At 63.9% G+C, this 16,188-nt stretch carries 16 protein-coding genes; 14 read left to right on the top strand and 2 right to left on the bottom strand.

What is annotated here, in order from left to right; genetic code table 11:
• Nucleotides 1–4: 4 nt before the first annotated feature.
• Nucleotides 5–892 (bottom strand): hypothetical protein, encoded by an 888-nt coding sequence (locus XH87_RS01460; protein WP_271585893.1) that lies wholly within the window; start codon nucleotides 890–892, stop codon nucleotides 5–7.
• Between the two features lie 38 nt (nucleotides 893–930).
• Nucleotides 931–1,218, bottom strand: a complete 288-nt coding sequence (locus XH87_RS01455) for a hypothetical protein (RefSeq protein ID WP_271586565.1) — start codon at nucleotides 1,216–1,218, stop codon at nucleotides 931–933.
• A 333-nt stretch (nucleotides 1,219–1,551) separates the two neighbouring features.
• On the opposite strand from XH87_RS01455, the gene XH87_RS01450 reads away from it, so the two are divergent.
• The 14 genes from XH87_RS01450 to XH87_RS01385 all read left to right on the top strand — a co-directional run bounded on the left by XH87_RS01450 (nucleotide 1,552) and on the right by XH87_RS01385 (nucleotide 16,178).
• Nucleotides 1,552–2,655, top strand: a complete 1,104-nt coding sequence (locus XH87_RS01450) for an inositol-3-phosphate synthase (protein ID WP_271585892.1) — start codon at nucleotides 1,552–1,554, stop codon at nucleotides 2,653–2,655.
• Nucleotides 2,652–3,248, top strand: coding sequence for a histidine phosphatase family protein (locus XH87_RS01445; RefSeq protein ID WP_035711937.1), 597 nt, complete (start codon nucleotides 2,652–2,654; stop codon nucleotides 3,246–3,248). The genes XH87_RS01450 and XH87_RS01445 overlap by 4 nt, the downstream gene beginning before the upstream one ends.
• On the top strand, nucleotides 3,245–4,348 hold the full coding sequence (locus XH87_RS01440; protein WP_035711939.1) for a CgeB family protein: 1,104 nt from the start codon (nucleotides 3,245–3,247) through the stop codon (nucleotides 4,346–4,348). The genes XH87_RS01445 and XH87_RS01440 overlap by 4 nt, the downstream gene beginning before the upstream one ends.
• Nucleotide 4,349: 1 nt before the next feature.
• A complete protein-coding gene (locus XH87_RS01435) occupies nucleotides 4,350–5,159 on the top strand; it encodes a sugar phosphate nucleotidyltransferase (RefSeq protein ID WP_271585891.1) in 810 nt (269 codons plus the stop codon).
• Nucleotides 5,156–5,920 (top strand): TIGR04290 family methyltransferase, encoded by a 765-nt coding sequence (locus tag XH87_RS01430; RefSeq protein ID WP_271585890.1) that lies wholly within the window; start codon nucleotides 5,156–5,158, stop codon nucleotides 5,918–5,920. The genes XH87_RS01435 and XH87_RS01430 overlap by 4 nt, the downstream gene beginning before the upstream one ends.
• Nucleotides 5,920–6,873: a beta-xylosidase gene (locus XH87_RS01425; RefSeq protein WP_035711946.1), complete on the top strand. Its 954-nt coding sequence runs from the start codon at nucleotides 5,920–5,922 to the stop codon at nucleotides 6,871–6,873. Before XH87_RS01430 ends, XH87_RS01425 begins: the two co-directional genes overlap by 1 nt.
• Nucleotides 6,861–8,066: a phosphopentomutase gene (locus XH87_RS01420; protein WP_271585889.1), complete on the top strand. Its 1,206-nt coding sequence runs from the start codon at nucleotides 6,861–6,863 to the stop codon at nucleotides 8,064–8,066. Before XH87_RS01425 ends, XH87_RS01420 begins: the two co-directional genes overlap by 13 nt.
• 210 nt (nucleotides 8,067–8,276) lie before the next feature.
• Nucleotides 8,277–9,389: an NAD-dependent epimerase/dehydratase family protein gene (locus XH87_RS01415; protein WP_271585888.1), complete on the top strand. Its 1,113-nt coding sequence runs from the start codon at nucleotides 8,277–8,279 to the stop codon at nucleotides 9,387–9,389.
• Nucleotides 9,389–10,453 carry an NAD-dependent epimerase/dehydratase family protein gene (locus XH87_RS01410; RefSeq protein WP_271585887.1) on the top strand — a complete coding sequence of 355 codons (1,065 nt, stop codon included), beginning with the start codon at nucleotides 9,389–9,391 and terminating at the stop codon, nucleotides 10,451–10,453. Before XH87_RS01415 ends, XH87_RS01410 begins: the two co-directional genes overlap by 1 nt.
• A complete protein-coding gene (locus XH87_RS01405; protein ID WP_271585886.1) occupies nucleotides 10,450–11,736 on the top strand; it encodes a TIGR04295 family B12-binding domain-containing radical SAM protein in 1,287 nt (428 codons plus the stop codon). Before XH87_RS01410 ends, XH87_RS01405 begins: the two co-directional genes overlap by 4 nt.
• Nucleotides 11,733–12,845 (top strand): glycosyltransferase family 4 protein, encoded by a 1,113-nt coding sequence (locus XH87_RS01400; protein ID WP_442868230.1) that lies wholly within the window; start codon nucleotides 11,733–11,735, stop codon nucleotides 12,843–12,845. The genes XH87_RS01405 and XH87_RS01400 overlap by 4 nt, the downstream gene beginning before the upstream one ends.
• A complete protein-coding gene (locus XH87_RS01395; protein ID WP_271585884.1) occupies nucleotides 12,842–13,972 on the top strand; it encodes a CgeB family protein in 1,131 nt (376 codons plus the stop codon). The genes XH87_RS01400 and XH87_RS01395 overlap by 4 nt, the downstream gene beginning before the upstream one ends.
• Complete coding sequence (locus XH87_RS01390; RefSeq protein WP_271585883.1) at nucleotides 13,969–15,057, top strand: CgeB family protein; 1,089 nt, start codon at nucleotides 13,969–13,971, stop codon at nucleotides 15,055–15,057. The genes XH87_RS01395 and XH87_RS01390 overlap by 4 nt, the downstream gene beginning before the upstream one ends.
• A complete protein-coding gene (locus XH87_RS01385; RefSeq protein ID WP_035711966.1) occupies nucleotides 15,054–16,178 on the top strand; it encodes a CgeB family protein in 1,125 nt (374 codons plus the stop codon). The genes XH87_RS01390 and XH87_RS01385 overlap by 4 nt, the downstream gene beginning before the upstream one ends.
• Nucleotides 16,179–16,188: the final 10 nt, after the last annotated feature.

Below are 16,188 nucleotides of genomic sequence, written 5' to 3'. Positions count from 1 at the left end.
ATGGTCACGCGTCTCTTGGCGCGGACTTAGCGCGCTGCACCAATGCTTCGCGCACCTCCGCGATCACGGCGCCCCAATCCCCGGCGGTCCTTTGATGAAATAGCCGGAGGCTCGGATACCAGAGCGAGCGACACCCGGATGCGGGCCATCGCCAGTCGCAATCGGCATGCAACAGCACCCAGGCTTCGCATCCGAGTGCGCCTGCCAGATGTGCGATCATGGTATCGACGCAAATGACCAGGTCGAGCCGGCGGAGCAGATGGCCGAGCGCCGCGATGTCGGGCGTGCTGATGTCGCGCGCACCGGTCTGCGCGAGCTCTTCCTGGGCTACATCTGCCTGAAGCGAGTGAAGCACAACGCCGGGAGCTGCAAGGCGTCCCAACAAGCCGGGCGGAATTGCGCGCCGCTTGTCCCATTGACCGACCTCCCAGACCAGGCCGACAGCCAGGCCATCGCCATCGACGGATGCAACGCTTTTCGGCGGCAGCGTCAGATAGGGCGCGCGCATCTCGATCCGTTCTCGCCCGACCTTCAGCGCATGCGGAACCTCCATGATCTCGATATCCACCTCGAAGTCCGCCTCAGGCGTCCCCTCATGGAGCGCAAGCACACGATCCACGCCTCGCGTGCGCTCCACCAGCGGCAAGAGCCCAGCCTGGCACCACACCGTAACGCTGCGCGCGACGCCACGGAGAGGCTGCATGAAACGCAGGAACTGGAGCGTATCACCGAGCCCATGATAGCACCGGACGAGAACATGCTTGTCCGTGAGAGACTCCCCGCGCCAGATGCGCTGGAGATGCCGCGGGCCCGTGTGCTTGGCCGGATGCGACGCCGCCGCAAGATCACGGTCGTTGATGGTCCACGCGCGCGCAAAATCGCCCGCGCGCATTGCCTCCACCCAGTCGCCTGCCACGACCGGCAACCCGGCTAGCGGCGGACGAACTTGTGGAACCGGCTGAGCTTGCCATCCTTGGTCCGGTCCTGATGCAGAAATGCAATGCCCGCTTCGTCGAACTTATCGAAGAACTCGTCCCAGCCGATCCGGTCGAGCCCTTCATCCGGCGGATCGAAATCGATACGCAGGATGCCGGCATGTCCGTCTTCCTCGGTCGCTTTGACCGTCGCCGGCCGTCCGCCGCGCTGCTCCACCCATTTACGGATCGCAGCGTGATCGGTGGTCTGCTCGGCTTCGCTGTTCTGGGTCTTGGACGTCATGTGACACCTCGCTCGTTGCAGGCCCGGCACCGTCAGGGCGTCGCATCGGACCATCTGCGGTGAAACGCGGGTCGGGAAGATTTGTTCTTCACCGGCGCGAGGAGCTCGTGCACGCCGACCATCATCATCTTCTTCATCTTCAACCTGGATGATATTCGTTCCGTACTCGCACCGGCAGATTCTATCCCAGGTTAAGCTTGCTGCATTTTCTTGCCGGGAATCGATCCACGCCGCCGGCACGGCATCCCCAGCGCAGGAACGAACATACCTTCCGGCACGTTCGCCGATCTACTTACGCCGATGCCCTTGCGTCTTTCCCGGAGGTTTTCGTCAATGCATTCCCGTCTTCAGGACAGGCGCCGGGTGCGCGTCGGTATCGTCGGTGTCGGCAACTGCGCAAGCTCCTTCGTCCAGGGTCTCACCTATTATCGAAATGCCAAGTCGAACGAGCCCGTTCCCGGCCTGATGAATGTCGATCTCGGCGGGTATCACATCAGCGATATCCAGATCGCGTCGGCTTTCGACGTTCACGCAGGCAAGGTCGGGCGCGATGTCGCCGATGCCATCCTTGCCAAGCCGAACAACACGCACCACTTCGCAGACGTCGATCAGACCGGCGTGATCGTTCAGCGTGGCCCGGTCATGGACGGCATCGGGCACTATCTCGAGAATGATGTTCCGGTCGCCGACGGTCCGCAGGCCGACGTCTCAGAAGTGCTGGCCATGTCTCGAACCGATGTGCTGGTGTCCTACCTGCCCGTCGGCTCGCAGCGCGCAAGCGAATGGTACGCAGCGCGCGCGATCGAAGCCGGCTGCGGCTACGTCAATTGCATTCCCGTCTTCATCGCCTCCAATCCGGATTGGCGACGAAGGTTCGAAGAGGCGGGGCTCCCGATCGTCGGCGACGACATCAAGAGCCAGGTCGGCGCCACCATCCTGCATCGCGTGCTCGCCAATCTGTTTCGCGACCGCGGCGTGCGGCTGGACCGCACTTATCAGCTCAACGTCGGCGGCAACACCGATTTCAAGAATATGCTCGAACGCGAGCGATTGACCTCCAAGAAGATCTCCAAGACGCAGGCCGTCACCAGCCAGTTCGACGTACCGATGGACCCCGATAACATTCACGTTGGCCCGAGCGACCACGTCCCGTGGCTGACCGACCGCAAGCTCGCCTTCATCCGGCTCGAAGGCACGACCTTCGGTGGGGTGCCCTTGAGCGCCGAGGTCAAGCTCGAAGTGTGGGACTCCCCGAACTCGGCGGGCGTCGTTATCGACGCGGTCCGCTGCGCCAAGCTTGCCATGGATCGCGGCCAGGGCGGCGCCCTGACGGGTCCCTCCAGCTATTTCATGAAATCACCGCCGCAGCAGTTCACCGACGAGGAGGCGGGACGGCGGACCCGCGCCTTCATCGATGACAAGGTGTTCAGCGGATGACGAGGATCATTCATCTCGTGCGCCACGGTCACCATGCCTTGCTCGACCGCACGCTCTGCGGCCGGATGAGCGGCGTCACCCTCGACGACATCGGCTGCGAGGAGATGACGCGCTGTGCCGCCAGACTAGGCCCCCGGCCGACGCTGATCCAGTCGAGCCCGCAGCGGCGCTGCATGCAATCGGCCAGCATCCTGGCCGCGCGCTTCGGACTGCCAATCGAGATCGTTCCTGCTCTCGACGAGCTCGACTACGGCCAATGGACCGGCCGGTCTTTCGAGGAACTCCGTGAGGATCCGCAATGGTCGCGCTGGAACAGCCGTCGCGGCAGCACTCGCCCACCCGGAGGCGAGAGCATGCGCTCGCTCCAGACCCGCGTCGTCCGTCATCTGGAGCAACTGCGCTCAGATCCGCTTGCGGACTCGGTGATCGCAATCAGCCACGCCGAACCCATTCGCTCGGCGCTGTTGCATTACGCGCGCATGCGCCTCGACGACTTTCTTTCGATCACGGTCGATCCTTCGAGCGTCAGCACCCTCCGTGCCGATCGACGCGGATTCAGGATCATCGGCATCAATCAGCGGGTGCCGGCGTGAAAATCGTCATTTTCGGCCTGACCATCTCTTCGTCCTGGGGCAACGGCCACGCGACGCTGTGGCGCGGTCTCTGCAAGCATCTCACACGTCTCGGCCACACCGTCGTCTTCTACGAGCGCGACGTACCCTATTATGCAGGTGCCCGGGACTTCAATGAGTTGCCCGGTGGGCTGCTGCGGCTTTTTTCGAATTGGGAGGAGACCCGCTCCCTCGCCCGCAGTGACGTCACGGATGCAGATGTTGCGATCGTGACGTCCTACTGTCCCGACGCAATTGCGGCCACCGACCTGATCATGTCCGAAGGGCGCGCCATTCCCGTCTTCTATGATCTGGATACTCCGATCACGCTGGCGCGGCTTATGGCCGGTGAAGCTGTGCCTTATATCGGCGCGCGAGGTCTACGCGATTTCGCGCTCGTCCTCAGCTTCACCGGCGGACCTCGCGTCGTCCAGGAATTTCGGAACCGGCTCGGCGCCCGCAATATCCGTCCCCTGTACGGCCACGTCGATAGCGATGTTCATCGGCCGGTGCCGCTCGAGCCACACTATCGCGCGGATCTGTCCTATCTCGGGACCTACTCCGAAGACCGCCAGCGCGGGCTCGAGGCGCTCTTCGTCGAACCGGCGCGAGCCCGGCAGGACCTGCGCTTCCTGATCGGCGGAGCGCAATATCCTGACGACTTTCCATGGTCGCCCAACATCTACTTTGTGCGACATCTGCCCCCATCGGAGCACGCGCCATTTTTTGCGTCCTCTCGCCTGACCCTCAACGTCACGCGCAAGGCCATGGCGGAGATGGGCTGGTGCCCCTCCGGCCGTCTGTTCGAGGCGGCGGCCTGCGGAGTTCCGCTCCTGAGCGACGACTGGCCCGGCATCGAAGAGTTCTTCACACCTGACAGGGAGATCCTGATCGCCCGCGATGCACAGGACACTCTGGCCGCGTTGGCGCTGTCAAGCGCCGACCTCCAGTCCATCGCCAGGCGAGCCTACGAGCGTACGATGGATCAGCACACATCCGACAAACGTGCGCGCGAGCTGGTGGCGCTGCTGGAGCAGGGGGTCTCCGGCGGCGCGCGTCGACAGCAATCCGAGGAGGCCTGACATGTGGGGAATCGTTCCGGCTGCGGGCCGCGGCAGTCGTATCCAGCCGCTGGCTTTCTCCAAAGAGCTATTGCCCGTCGGAAGTCGGCGCGATGATGGCATCGAGCGTCCCTGCGCAGTCTCCGAATATCTGCTGGAGCGCCTGATCCTCGGCGGCGCGGACAAGATCTGCTTCGTGATCTCGCCGGGCAAGTCCGACATTCTCGAATATTTCGGCGATCACTACGGCAACGCCCAGCTCGCCTATGTCGTCCAGCCCGACGCCTCCGGCCTGTGCGACGCCGTCTTCAGGGCCGGCACCGTCGTCGGACATGACGAGGACGTCGTCGTCGGCCTGCCCGACACCGTCTGGTTTCCGAAAGCCGCTCTGCAGGCCCTGCCCGATGTGGACCTCTCATTCCTGCTCTTCCCCGTCGAGCGCCCGGAATTCTTCGACGCCGTCGTGCTCGATGGCGAGAGCGTGCGGGAGATCCAGGTCAAGCAGCCGAATCCGACATCGCGGTGGATCTGGGGCGCATTCCGAATGTCCGCGATCGGCTTTCGTGAATTGCACACGCTCTGGCACGAACGAGACCGACGCGACGAGTATTTTGGAACGCTGGTCAACGCCTATCTCCAGGCAGGCGGCCTCGGCATCGGTATCAAGGCAGGCGAATCCTATGTCGATGTCGGGACCGTCGACGGCTATCGCACCGCGATGGCTCTGCTCGCCGAGCGCACCGGCACAGACGGCCGGTCGCGGTTACGGGCCGGCGCCTCGTCCGATGAGGCTCGACCGACCCATGCAATGGAGAATGGAGCGACGGCATGACTGGAGCGCTGCTCACGCGTGAGGAAATCCGAAGGCGCGTCGACGCGCTCGGCCCGTGGTTCCACAACCTCGACCTCAACGGCGTGCCGACCGCACCGACCCACTTCCTCGGCGACTATCCCAATGTGAAATGGCGGCGCTTCTCGAGGATCATCCCGGACCGTCTCGAAGGCAAGACCGTGCTCGATATCGGCTGCAACGCAGGCTTCTATGCCATGGAGATGAAGCGGCGAGGCGCCGAGCGCGTGCTCGGGCTCGACACCGACGAGGAGTACCTGGCGCAGGCGCGCTTCGCCGCGGAGGTGAACGGCCTCAGGATCGAATTCCGCAAGATGTCAGCCTATGATGTCGGACAGCTCCGCGAAAAGTTCGATCTCGTGATCTTCATGGGCGTGCTCTACCATCTGCGCCATCCGCTGCTGGCGCTGGATCTCATCCACGAGCACGTCGCCAAGGATCTCCTGCTGTTCCAGTCGATGCAGCGCGGCGCCAGCCATGTCGACGCGATCGACGCAAACTACGATTTCTGGACCACCGACCAGTTCGATTCCGCCGGCTATCCCAGGCTGCACTTCATCGAGCACAAATATGCCGACGATCCCACCAATTGGTGGGTGCCGAACCGGGCCTGCGTCGAGGCCATGCTGCGCAGCGCCGGCTTTGCCATCGTCGCGCATCCGGAAGAAGAAGTCTATCTCTGCAAGCGAACGGAACGGCCGCAGATCGACGGACCCGTCTATCCATCCCGGAGCACCAGCTGATGATCGAGGCCGCCAAGATCTGGAACGAGCCGAACAACAAGTCGCATTGGGATCTCCTGATCGATCCGGACTGGGCGATGTTCGCAAACCTTGCGACCGCAGCCGGCAAGGCGATTCGCAGTACGCGGCCCGCACTGCCTATCGTCCTCGGTGGCATCTCGCCGATCGATCCATCCTTCATGGGCAACATGCAAAGCCGCGGCGTGCTCGACCATTTCGACGCGGTCGCCGTGCACGGCTTTCCGCTCGACTGGAACCTGTGGCAGATCGGCGAGTGGCCCGCCAAGCTCGAAGACATCAAAGCGGTCACTACCCTGCCCGTGTGGGTAACCGAGGTCGGCATCTCCTCCTTCGGTGCCGAAGAGGTGCAAGCCTGGGGCCTGTCGCGCACCGCCGAACTGCTGATTGACCGTGCTCCGCGTATCCATTGGTACAGTCTCTATGATCTTCCCTCGGCCTGGGAAGCAACAACGCGGCATAAGGAAGCCGAAGGCTCATCCTACTACAGGCATTTCCACATGGGTCTCCTGCGCGAGGACGGCACGCCCAAGGTCGCCGCCGATCAGTTCGGCGCCTATGCGCCCGCCATGGGCCTGTGCCAGTGGTTCCATTTCGAGGATCACCGCCTGCACGACGCGGTGCATTGGATGCGCCGTCTCGGCGTCGCTCATCTGCGGACCGGTCTGTCATGGGCCGACAGCTTCCGCCCGAATGCGCTCGACTGGTTCGACCGCCAGATGGAGACCTTGGCAGAGTTCCAGGTTACGGTCACGTTCTGCTTCACGCCCGAACATCGGGGCATCGCGCCGCATCACACCAGCCCGCCGCTCGACGTCAACGAATTTGCCGATTTCTGCGCGGCGATGGTCGATCGCTACTGCACGAGAACGGGTCTAGCGTCCCTCCCAGCCTCGGCCGATCCACCCATCAGAGAGCCAACATGCGTGCCCTGATCCTGGTGATGGATTCCGTCGGCATCGGCGGCGCGCCGGATGCTGCCCGCTACGATGACGAAGGCGCCGACACCGTCGGTCACATCGCGGAAGCCTGCATGGCCGGCCGCGCCGACAGCGGCGCACGCGAGGGTCCGCTCCGGCTCCCCAATCTCGTGGCGCTGGGCCTCGGGGAGACCTGCTGCCTCGCCACGGGGCGCATACCACCGGGGCTGGACGGTGAGGCGCCATATCGGCAATTCGGATGCGCCAGCGAGATTTCCAAAGGCAAGGACACGCCTTCGGGCCACTGGGAGATCGCCGGGGTACCCGTTCCGTTCGACTGGGGCTATTTCCCGCGAACGACGCCGTGCTTTCCCGCGGGTTTGACAAAGGCCTTCTGCGAGCAAACCGGAGTGCCGGGAATCCTCGGAAACTGCCACGCCTCGGGGACCGAGATCATTGCCGAGTGCGGCGAGCGTCACATGCAGACGGGGATGCCGATCTGCTACACGTCCGCTGATAGCGTGTTCCAGATCGCCGCGCATGAGCAGACCTTCGGCCTCGAACATCTCTATGAGATCTGCGCGATGGCAAGACGGCTACTCGATCCCCTCAATATCGGCCGCGTGATCGCGCGGCCGTTCATCGGAACAGGCGCGAGCGACTTCAAGCGGACCGCCCATCGTCGCGACTTTTCCGTACCCCCGCCCGGGATGACTATCCTCGATCTCGCCGCGAGTGAAGGGCGTGACATCGTGACAATCGGCAAGATCGACGACATCTTCGCCCATCGCGCGACCGGGCGAAACTTGCGCGGGGACGGCAACATGGCGCTGTTCGACGCCACGCTGAAAGGGCTGGCGACCCTGGCGGATGGAGGACTGCTGTTCGCCAACTTCATCGATTTCGACACGCTTTACGGCCATCGCCGCGACGTCAGCGGTTATGCCGCAGCACTAGAAGCCCTCGATAACCGCCTTCCCGAGCTCATGTCCCGTCTGCGAAGCGACGACCTTCTGATCATGACGGCCGATCATGGCTGCGATCCGACCTGGAGCGGCACCGATCACACCCGCGAGCAGGTGCCCATCCTGGCCTGGTCCGCGCGATCATCTTCGTCCATCGGCCAGCGCATTGGCTTCGCCGACATCGGCGCGACCGCGGCAAGGCATCTCGATCTGCCGGCCGCCCTTCACGGCGTGCACTTCTAGGCGGCAACGGCGCGCCGATTCACTTGGGTTATTGATCCAGGTTAGAGAAATATTCGTTTGTACAATTTCGAGGAACGAACATTCCTTGCATCGCTTCTGACTCCAAACGTGACCGGCGCGCAGGTCGTCCGACCACTCAGAAAGCGCGCTTCACCAGACATCATCGATCGATCTCGACCGGATCGGTCATGCGGTTGTACGGAGCGGTGAATGACGCGGGTATTGATCACAGGCGGCGCCGGCTTCATCGGCTCACATGCGACGGATGTGCTGCTCGCCGCCGGCTACGAGGTTCGTCTGCTCGACAATCTCTCGCCGCAGGTGCACGGCGGCAACCGCCAGCGCCCGTCTTATCTCGCCGACGATGCCGAACTCGTCGTTGGTGACGTGACCGACAGTGGTGCCGTTGAGCATGCCCTGCGCGGCGCCGACATGGTGCTGCACCTTGCGTCCGCGGTAGGCGTCGGCCAGAGCATGTACGACATCGAGCCCTACGTTCGAACGAACGAACTCGGCACCGCTGTCCTCCTCCAGGCGCTGTCCAGGCGCCCGGTCGCGCGGCTGGTGGTCGCCTCCTCCATGAGCATCTACGGTGAGGGCCTCTACCGCAGGTCCGATCAAAGCGTCGTCGCCTGCGACGAACGATCGATCGAGCAGCTTCGCCGTGGCGAATGGGAGTTGCGCGACATCACGGGCGATTGCCTCGAGCCGCTTCCTACGCCGGAGACAAAGCTGCCCTCGCTCAGCTCGGTCTATGCGTTGAACAAGTTCGCGCAGGAGCGCCTGTGTTTGATCACGGGCAAGGCTTACGGCATCCCGACCGTGGCGCTGCGCTTCTTCAACGTCTTTGGTCCCCGTCAGGCCCTGTCGAATCCCTATACCGGCGTGCTCGCCATCTTCGCCGCACGGCTCCTCAACGGGCGTTCCCCGCTCGTGTTCGAGGACGGTGAGCAGCGGCGCGATTTCGTTCACGTGCATGATGTCGCCCGCGCCTGCCGCATCGCGCTGGAAGCCGAGCATGCGCACGACGTCTTCAACGTCGGCTCGGGCCGGAGCCGGAGCATCCTGTCGGTAGCCGAAGACCTCGCCGATGTCATGGGGCGAGGCGACATCGCGCCCGAGATCACGCGAAAATACCGCGCCGGCGACATCAGGCACTGCTTCGCCGATATCGGCAAATCGCGCGATCTGCTGGGTTTCGAGCCGCACGTCACCTTCAAGGACGGTCTCGAGGAGCTTGCTGGCTATCTCGCAGGGCAGATCGCGGACGACCAGGCCGAGCGGGCGACCCAGGAATTGCTGCAGCGAGGATTGGTTGCGTGATGAATGAGCGAGACAATAGGCCCGTTCTGATCACCGGTGGCTGCGGCTTCATCGGCTGCAACCTAGCCGACCGGCTGGCGGAGCGCGGCGAGCCCGTGCTGGTGCTGGACAATCTGGCCCGTGCCGGCGTGCGCGAGAACGCGCAATGGCTGAAGTCCAGGCATGGCGACCTCGTCAGCATTGCGGTGGCCGACATTCGCGAGCCGATTCCCGTGATCGACGCCGTGCGCGAGGCCCGCGCCGTGCTGCATCTGGCGGCCCAGGTCGCCGTCACCGACAGCCTCAGCGACCCGGCAGCCGATTTCGAGATCAACGCACGTGGTACCCTGAACGTCCTCGAAGCGGTCCGGCTGCACAACAGCACCGCGCCGGTCATTTTTGCCTCCACCAACAAGGTCTATGGCCGCCTGATCGAGGACAGCGAGATCGCACTCACCGGCCGCCGTTATACGCCCACCAGCCCCCTGCTGGCGGACGGCATCTCCGAGAACGCTCCGCTCGATTTCTACAGTCCGTATGGCTGCTCCAAGGGAACTGCGGACCAGTACGTCCACGACTATGCACGGGTCTACGGCCTTCAGACCGTTGTGATGCGCATGAGCTGCATCTACGGACCGCGCCAGTTCGGCACCGAGGACCAGGGCTGGATCGCGCATTTCCTGCTGAGCGCGATCCGTGGCAAGCCACTCACGATCTACGGCGACGGCCATCAAGTTCGCGACGCCTTGCATGTGTCCGATGCGGCCACAGCCTGGCTCGCAGTGCTCGACCGGATCGCGCTCGCGCGCGGGCGGGTCTTCAATCTCGGCGGCGGCCCGGCTAACGCGGTCAGCCTGCGCGAGCTCATCGACCACATCGCCGAACTTACGGGTCGCGAGGTCGCCTACGGTTTCGCCGATTGGCGCCCAGGCGATCAGCCGTGGTACGTCACTGACACGCGCGCGCTATCGACGGCACTCGGATGGGCGCCGCAGGTTTCAGTCGCCGAGGGCCTTCGCTCGCTGCACACCTGGTTGGACAGCCGTTTCGGAGCAGCTCACGGCAGCCGCGAGGCTCTCGCATGACACGCATCGCCCTGATCAACCCGAATTGGGATTTCGGCGGCAGCATCTATTTCGGCTGCCGATCTCCCCACCTTCCGCTCGAGCTCGGGATCTCCGCGCATTACCTGAAGGCGGCCGGGCATCGGACGCTGCTGCTCGACGCACACATGTTCGATCTGTCGTTTGGGGACATAGAAGCCGAGCTGCGCGCATTCGGCCCCGACCTGATCGTCATCACAACGGCTCCGACTTACCTGTTCTGGCGCTGTGCACCACCTGAACTGCGCGTTCCGCAGGAGCTTGCACTGGCCATGCGGGACCTTGCACCGACCCTGGTTGCGGTCGGGCCCCACGGCTCGACGACGCCGCGGGCGGCTCTCAGGAAGCTCGCCGTCGACATCGTCGTGATGGGCGAGTGCGAGGCATCCCTGTTGCGCTTGGCAAATGGGCAGCGCGATTTTCCAGGCCTGTGCTTTGCAGAAGGCGTTTCGGTCCGGGTCAACGGCGGCCCGCAGGCCGTGGACTTCAGAGATCAGCCGGTGCTCGATTGGCCGGATGAAATGATCCGGCGTCATCATCACCATCATCACCGTTTCGAGGCTGATCCGGTCGGCCTTGGTGCAGAGGTCGAAGCGTCGCGGGGATGTCCATACAATTGCACATTCTGCGCCAAGGAGAATTTCCGCAACACCTATCGCAAGCGGCCACCCGCTGTCATTCTTGACGAGATTGATCGCCTGCGCGGACAAGGCGTCGAATATGTCTACTTCATCGACGAGATCTTCCTGCCGACCCCCGAACTGCTTGACGGACTGAGCACGCGGGGCCTCAAGTTCGGCGTGCAGACGCGCATCGATTTGTGGAAGCCGGACATGCTTGCTTTGCTCGGCCGCGCCGGCTGCGTCTCGATCGAGGCAGGAATCGAGAGTCTCACCGTCGAAGGACGCGCCGCGCTCGCCAAGAACTGCAGGATGACCACCGACCAGCTTGCCGACCGCCTGGTCGAAGCTCGCCGTCACGTCCCGTTCGTGCAGGCCAATTTGATCGAGGTGCCCGAAGACGAGGATCCCGTCGTGCAGCGCTGGCGGAGCAAGATGCAGAATGCCGGCATTTGGGCCAACGATCCGGTCCCCCTCTACCCCTATCCCGGCTCGCCTGATTACCGAAAGCTCTGGGGCGAGGCGGACGATTCCGCCTGGGAGCGCGCGCACCGGCATTACCTCGGGATGTTCGATCAGTTCAGCGACGTGCAGAACGACCGTCCCGTCCCGCTCGAGGCCCTCGAACATCCGGTGGCGTCATGAGCGGAGATACGGACATCAGGGTATTGATGACGACCGACACCGTCGGCGGCGTATGGACCTATTCCTGCACCCTTGCTTCGAGCCTTGCCGCCACAGGTGTCGATGTCACTCTCGCGACGGTGGGGCCGCCCGCGCGCACCGATCAACGCGAGATGCTGGGCGACTCGCAAGTTGACCTCGTCGAAACCGACCTTGCTCTCGAATGGCAAGACCCTGAAGGCCGCGACCTGCCCAAGGCAAGACGCGCCCTCCTCGGTCTCGAAGCCCGCTTCAAGCCCGATATCGTCCACCTCAACAGTTTTCGCGAAGCAACCTTGCCGTGGCGCGCGCCGGCTATGGTGGTGGCGCACTCCTGCGTCAATTCGTGGGCGCTGGCCTGCCGCGATACGTCGTGGCTCGGCGAGCCCCGCTGGGTCCGTTATACCGAACGGGTCGCCGCAGCGCTAAACGGCACGCAGGCCTGGGTGTGCCCGAGCAAATCGTTCCACGACGACATCGTGGGAATCTATCATCCCCTCTCGCCCGGAGCCGTGATCTGGAACGGGATGGCTGCTGGAACTCCGCCAGGTCGAAAGCGAGAGCTCATCTTCGCAGCCGGCCGGCTCTGGGATCGTGCCAAGAACATCGAAGTTCTGTCGGCAGCTGCACCTGGCCTGGACTGGCCGGTCCAGATCGCGGGCCCTGCCAATGCGGATGCATCAACGGGGGTCACCTGGCTCGGACAATTGCCGCACAGTGCCTTGTGTGGACACCTCGAGCACGCGGCAATCTTCGTGAGCCCGGCGCTGTACGAGCCGTTCGGCCTCTCGGTTCTGGAGGCCGCTGCCGCCGGGTGCGCGCTCGTGCTGTCGGACATTCCGACGTTCAGGGAGTTATGGACCGGCGCTGCGCTGTTCTTCGATCCACGCGATGGTCAGGCGTTGCACCAAACCCTCGCCGGACTCTGCGCCGATGACTCCGGAAGAGCCCGTCTGCAACGCGCCGCCTATGAGCACTCTCTGACCTATTCGCTCGCGCGCGCGACCAACGCTTATCTGAAGCTCTACGAGGAGCTTCTCGCGCCCAATCGGGCAACCTCACAGTTGGGCGAGATCGAGGTGCGCGCATGAAATGCGTCCTGTTCTATCACGCGTTCACCTCCTGCTGGAACAACGGCAACGCGCACTTCCTGCGCGGCTATGCCCGTGAGCTGCGTGCACTCGGACATGAGGTCGTCGTGTTCGAGCCGATCGACGGCTGGAGCCGGCTGAATGCCATCCGTGAGGCCGGCAGCCAAGCCTTGCAAGACGTCGGCCAGCTTTTCCCGGGCATCTCCATCCGCCGCTATGACGCCTCGCTTGATTTTGACGAAGCCCTCGATGGAGCCGATCTCGTCGTCGTGCATGAGTGGAATTCGCCTGACGTGATCGAAAAGATCGGGCACAAGCGCGCCCACGGTGCTCCCTTCACGCTGCTGTTCCACGACACCCATCATCGCGCGGTGACCGCGCCCGACGAGCTCGCGCAGTTCGATCTCGACGCGTTCGACGGCGTGCTCGCGTTCGGAGAAGTCCTGCGCCAGATCTACGCGAAGCTCGGCTGGGGCGATCGGGCCTATACATGGCACGAGGGTGCCGATGTCGCGATGTATCGCCCTTTGCCGAATGTCGAACACACCGACGATCTGGTCTGGATCGGCAATTGGGGTGACGGAGAACGTAGCGCCGAGCTCGGCGAATTTCTCGTCGACCCGGTCGCCGAGCTGAAGCTGTGCGCAAGCGTCTATGGCGTGCGTTATTCCGGTACGGCCCTTCAAACCATTCGGGCCGCGGGCATCCGCCACGGAGGCTGGCTGCCGGCACATTGGGCGCCGGTCGCCTTCGCCGGCGCCCGCGCGACCATCCATGTTCCGCGAGGGCCCTATGTACGGTCGCTTCCGGGAATCCCCACCATCCGCGTGTTCGAGGCGCTCGCCTGCGGAGTTCCCTTGGTGTCGGCCCCGTGGTCCGACGCGGAAGGCCTGTTTCCGGGTGGCGCTTATCTCAAGGCGGCGAATGGAACAGAGATGAAGCGCGCGCTCCGCACCGTTCTCGACGATCAAGCGCTGTCTTCCGCCATGATCGAGACCGGCCTTCGGGCGATCCGCGAGCGTCACACCTGTCGTCATCGCGCCCAACAGCTGGTCGACATCGCTGCGGACATCCGCACGTCAGCCTCATCGTCGCGACCGCTGCGGTACATCGGAGCCTCCGCATGAAGATCTGTTTCTTCGGATCCAGCCTCGTCTCGTCCTACTGGAACGGTGCCGCCACCTACTACCGCGGCATGCTCAAGCAGATTGCGGCGCTCGGACACGACATTACATTCTTCGAGCCCGACGCCTTCGAGCGGCAGGCCCATCGCGACATCGCCGATCCCGACTGGGCCAAGGTGGTCGTCTACCCGGCGACGGCCGACGGCTGGCGCGGCTCGCTCGAGGCGGCCGCGCGATCGGCCGATATGCTGATCAAGGCCAGCGGCGTCGGCGTCTTCGATACCGAGCTGGAGCTTGCTGTGGCGGCCCTGCCCGCCAAGACTATGCGGATCTACTGGGACGTCGATGCTCCCGCCACGCTCGAAGCCATGGCAAGCGACCCCAAGCATCATCTACGGCGCGCGGTTTCCTCCTACGACATGGTCCTGACCTACGGCGGCGGCGATGGCGTCGTATCGGCCTACCGCGCGAATGGTGCGCGCGATTGCGTGCCGATCTACAACGCGCTCGATCCCGAGACGCATTTTCCGTCTCCGCTCAAACCGAGCTTCGCCTGCGATCTCAGCCTGCTGGCAAATCGCCTGCCCGATCGTGAGCAGCGCGTCGAACACTTCTTTCTCGACGTCGCACGCGAGCTGCCGGACAAGAGTTTCGTCCTCGGCGGCTCCGGCTGGGAGACCAAGGAGACGGTGAGCAACGTCCGGAAGATCGGGCATGTCGGAACCCGTGAGCACAATGCATTCTTCGGCTCTGGCCTTGCCACGCTCAATGTCAATCGCGACAGCATGGCGCGCTACGGTTTCTCGCCGCCGACGCGGGTCTTCGAAGCGATCGGGGCCGGTGCCTGCCTGATCACCGACCAATGGGACGGCATCGATCAATTCCTCGAGCCGGATCGCGAGGTGCTGGTGGCGTCGAATGGAGTCGAGGTCGCCAGCCATCTCGGCGCGCTCAGCATCGATCGCGCCGCTGCGATTGCAAGGCGTGCCCGCGCTCGCATCCTGAGCCAACACACCTATCGGCATCGCGCCCGCCAGTTCAACCAAATCTTTGTCGGAAGCAGCTCGCGCATCGAGGCAGCGGAATGACTCTCAGCATCGTCGTCGTCGGTCTCTCGGTCACATCATCGTGGGGCAATGGTCACGCCACGACCTATCGCGCCCTGATCGAGGCCCTGGCGCGACGAGGCCACCGAGTCACCTTCCTGGAGCGCGACACTGCCTGGTATCGCGAGCATCGCGATCTCACAAAGCCGCCGTCGTGGACGGTCGAGCTCTACCAGTCGCTGAAGGATCTCCCCCGCCGCTTCGGGAAAATGATCCAGGACGCCGACCTCATCATCATCGGGTCCTATGTACCGGATGGCATTGCCATCTCCGAATGGATCACAAGCCATGCGCGCGGAATCACCGCCTTCTACGACATCGACACCCCGGTAACGCTGGCGCGGCTCGACCAGGGCCTCGATTACTTGTCCGCCGCGATGATCCCGCGATTCGACCTCTATCTGTCCTTCGCCGGCGGTCCCGTGCCGCAGATGATCGAGCAGCGCTACGGCAGCCCGCTGGCACGGACTCTCTACTGTAGCGCCGACACCGACACGTACGCACCGCAACCGGCGCAAACGAAATGGACGCTCGGCTATCTCGGGACCTACAGCGAGGATCGGCAACCCGTCCTCGAACAATTGCTGCTCTCCCCGGCGCGGACATTGCCTTCGGAGCAGTTCGCCGTCGCGGGCGCGCAATATCCTGCGCACATCGCCTGGCCTGACAATGTCATGCGTATCGAGCACCTCGCGCCTAAGCAGCATCCGGCGTTCTACGCGGGACAGCGGTTCACCCTGAATGCGACGCGCGCCGACATGCGTGCGCTGGGCTTCTCACCGAGCGTCCGGTTGTTCGAGGCAGCCGCCTGCGGTACGCCCGTGATTTCCGACCGATGGCCGGGCATAGAGACGATCTTCGAACCGTCGCGAGAAATCCTGCTGGCTTCGACGGCGCGCGATGTCATCGAGATCCTGCGCGACCTGCCCGAGGAACGCCGACGCTCGATCGCAGAGAGCGCGCGCCGGCGCGTTCTGAGCGATCACACCGCCGATCATCGGGCCCGCCAGCTGGAAGCCTATTATGCCGAAGCCACCGCGCGGCGCCGCCGCAAATCCGTGCGGATTCCCGCCGGCCGGCCGGTTCAGGTCGCCGACCTCTGAAGGTGCTTGC

Source organism: Bradyrhizobium sp. CCBAU 53415 (genome assembly GCF_028128735.1).
Taxonomy (GTDB): domain Bacteria; phylum Pseudomonadota; class Alphaproteobacteria; order Rhizobiales; family Xanthobacteraceae; genus Bradyrhizobium.
Note: the sequence above shows the minus strand (reverse complement) of the source record. Positions and strands in the feature narration are given on the sequence as shown.

Excerpts from the sequence above, each read along its gene's own strand:
- XH87_RS01435 (WP_271585891.1), top strand. The coding sequence starts at position 4,350 with ATGTGGGGAATCGTTCCGGCTGCGGGCCGCGGCAGTCGTATCCAGCCG.
- XH87_RS01385 (WP_035711966.1), top strand. The coding sequence starts at position 15,054 with ATGACTCTCAGCATCGTCGTCGTCGGTCTCTCGGTCACATCATCGTGG.
- XH87_RS01450 (WP_271585892.1), top strand. The coding sequence starts at position 1,552 with ATGCATTCCCGTCTTCAGGACAGGCGCCGGGTGCGCGTCGGTATCGTC.
- XH87_RS01430 (WP_271585890.1), top strand. The coding sequence starts at position 5,156 with ATGACTGGAGCGCTGCTCACGCGTGAGGAAATCCGAAGGCGCGTCGAC.
- XH87_RS01395 (WP_271585884.1), top strand. The coding sequence starts at position 12,842 with ATGAAATGCGTCCTGTTCTATCACGCGTTCACCTCCTGCTGGAACAAC.
- XH87_RS01460 (WP_271585893.1), bottom strand. The coding sequence starts at position 892 with ATGCGCGCGGGCGATTTTGCGCGCGCGTGGACCATCAACGACCGTGAT.
- XH87_RS01425 (WP_035711946.1), top strand. The coding sequence starts at position 5,920 with ATGATCGAGGCCGCCAAGATCTGGAACGAGCCGAACAACAAGTCGCAT.
- XH87_RS01400 (WP_442868230.1), top strand. The coding sequence starts at position 11,733 with ATGAGCGGAGATACGGACATCAGGGTATTGATGACGACCGACACCGTC.
- XH87_RS01415 (WP_271585888.1), top strand. The coding sequence starts at position 8,277 with ATGACGCGGGTATTGATCACAGGCGGCGCCGGCTTCATCGGCTCACAT.
- XH87_RS01390 (WP_271585883.1), top strand. The coding sequence starts at position 13,969 with ATGAAGATCTGTTTCTTCGGATCCAGCCTCGTCTCGTCCTACTGGAAC.
- XH87_RS01455 (WP_271586565.1), bottom strand. The coding sequence starts at position 1,218 with ATGACGTCCAAGACCCAGAACAGCGAAGCCGAGCAGACCACCGATCAC.
- XH87_RS01420 (WP_271585889.1), top strand. The coding sequence starts at position 6,861 with ATGCGTGCCCTGATCCTGGTGATGGATTCCGTCGGCATCGGCGGCGCG.
- XH87_RS01405 (WP_271585886.1), top strand. The coding sequence starts at position 10,450 with ATGACACGCATCGCCCTGATCAACCCGAATTGGGATTTCGGCGGCAGC.
- XH87_RS01445 (WP_035711937.1), top strand. The coding sequence starts at position 2,652 with ATGACGAGGATCATTCATCTCGTGCGCCACGGTCACCATGCCTTGCTC.
- XH87_RS01410 (WP_271585887.1), top strand. The coding sequence starts at position 9,389 with ATGAATGAGCGAGACAATAGGCCCGTTCTGATCACCGGTGGCTGCGGC.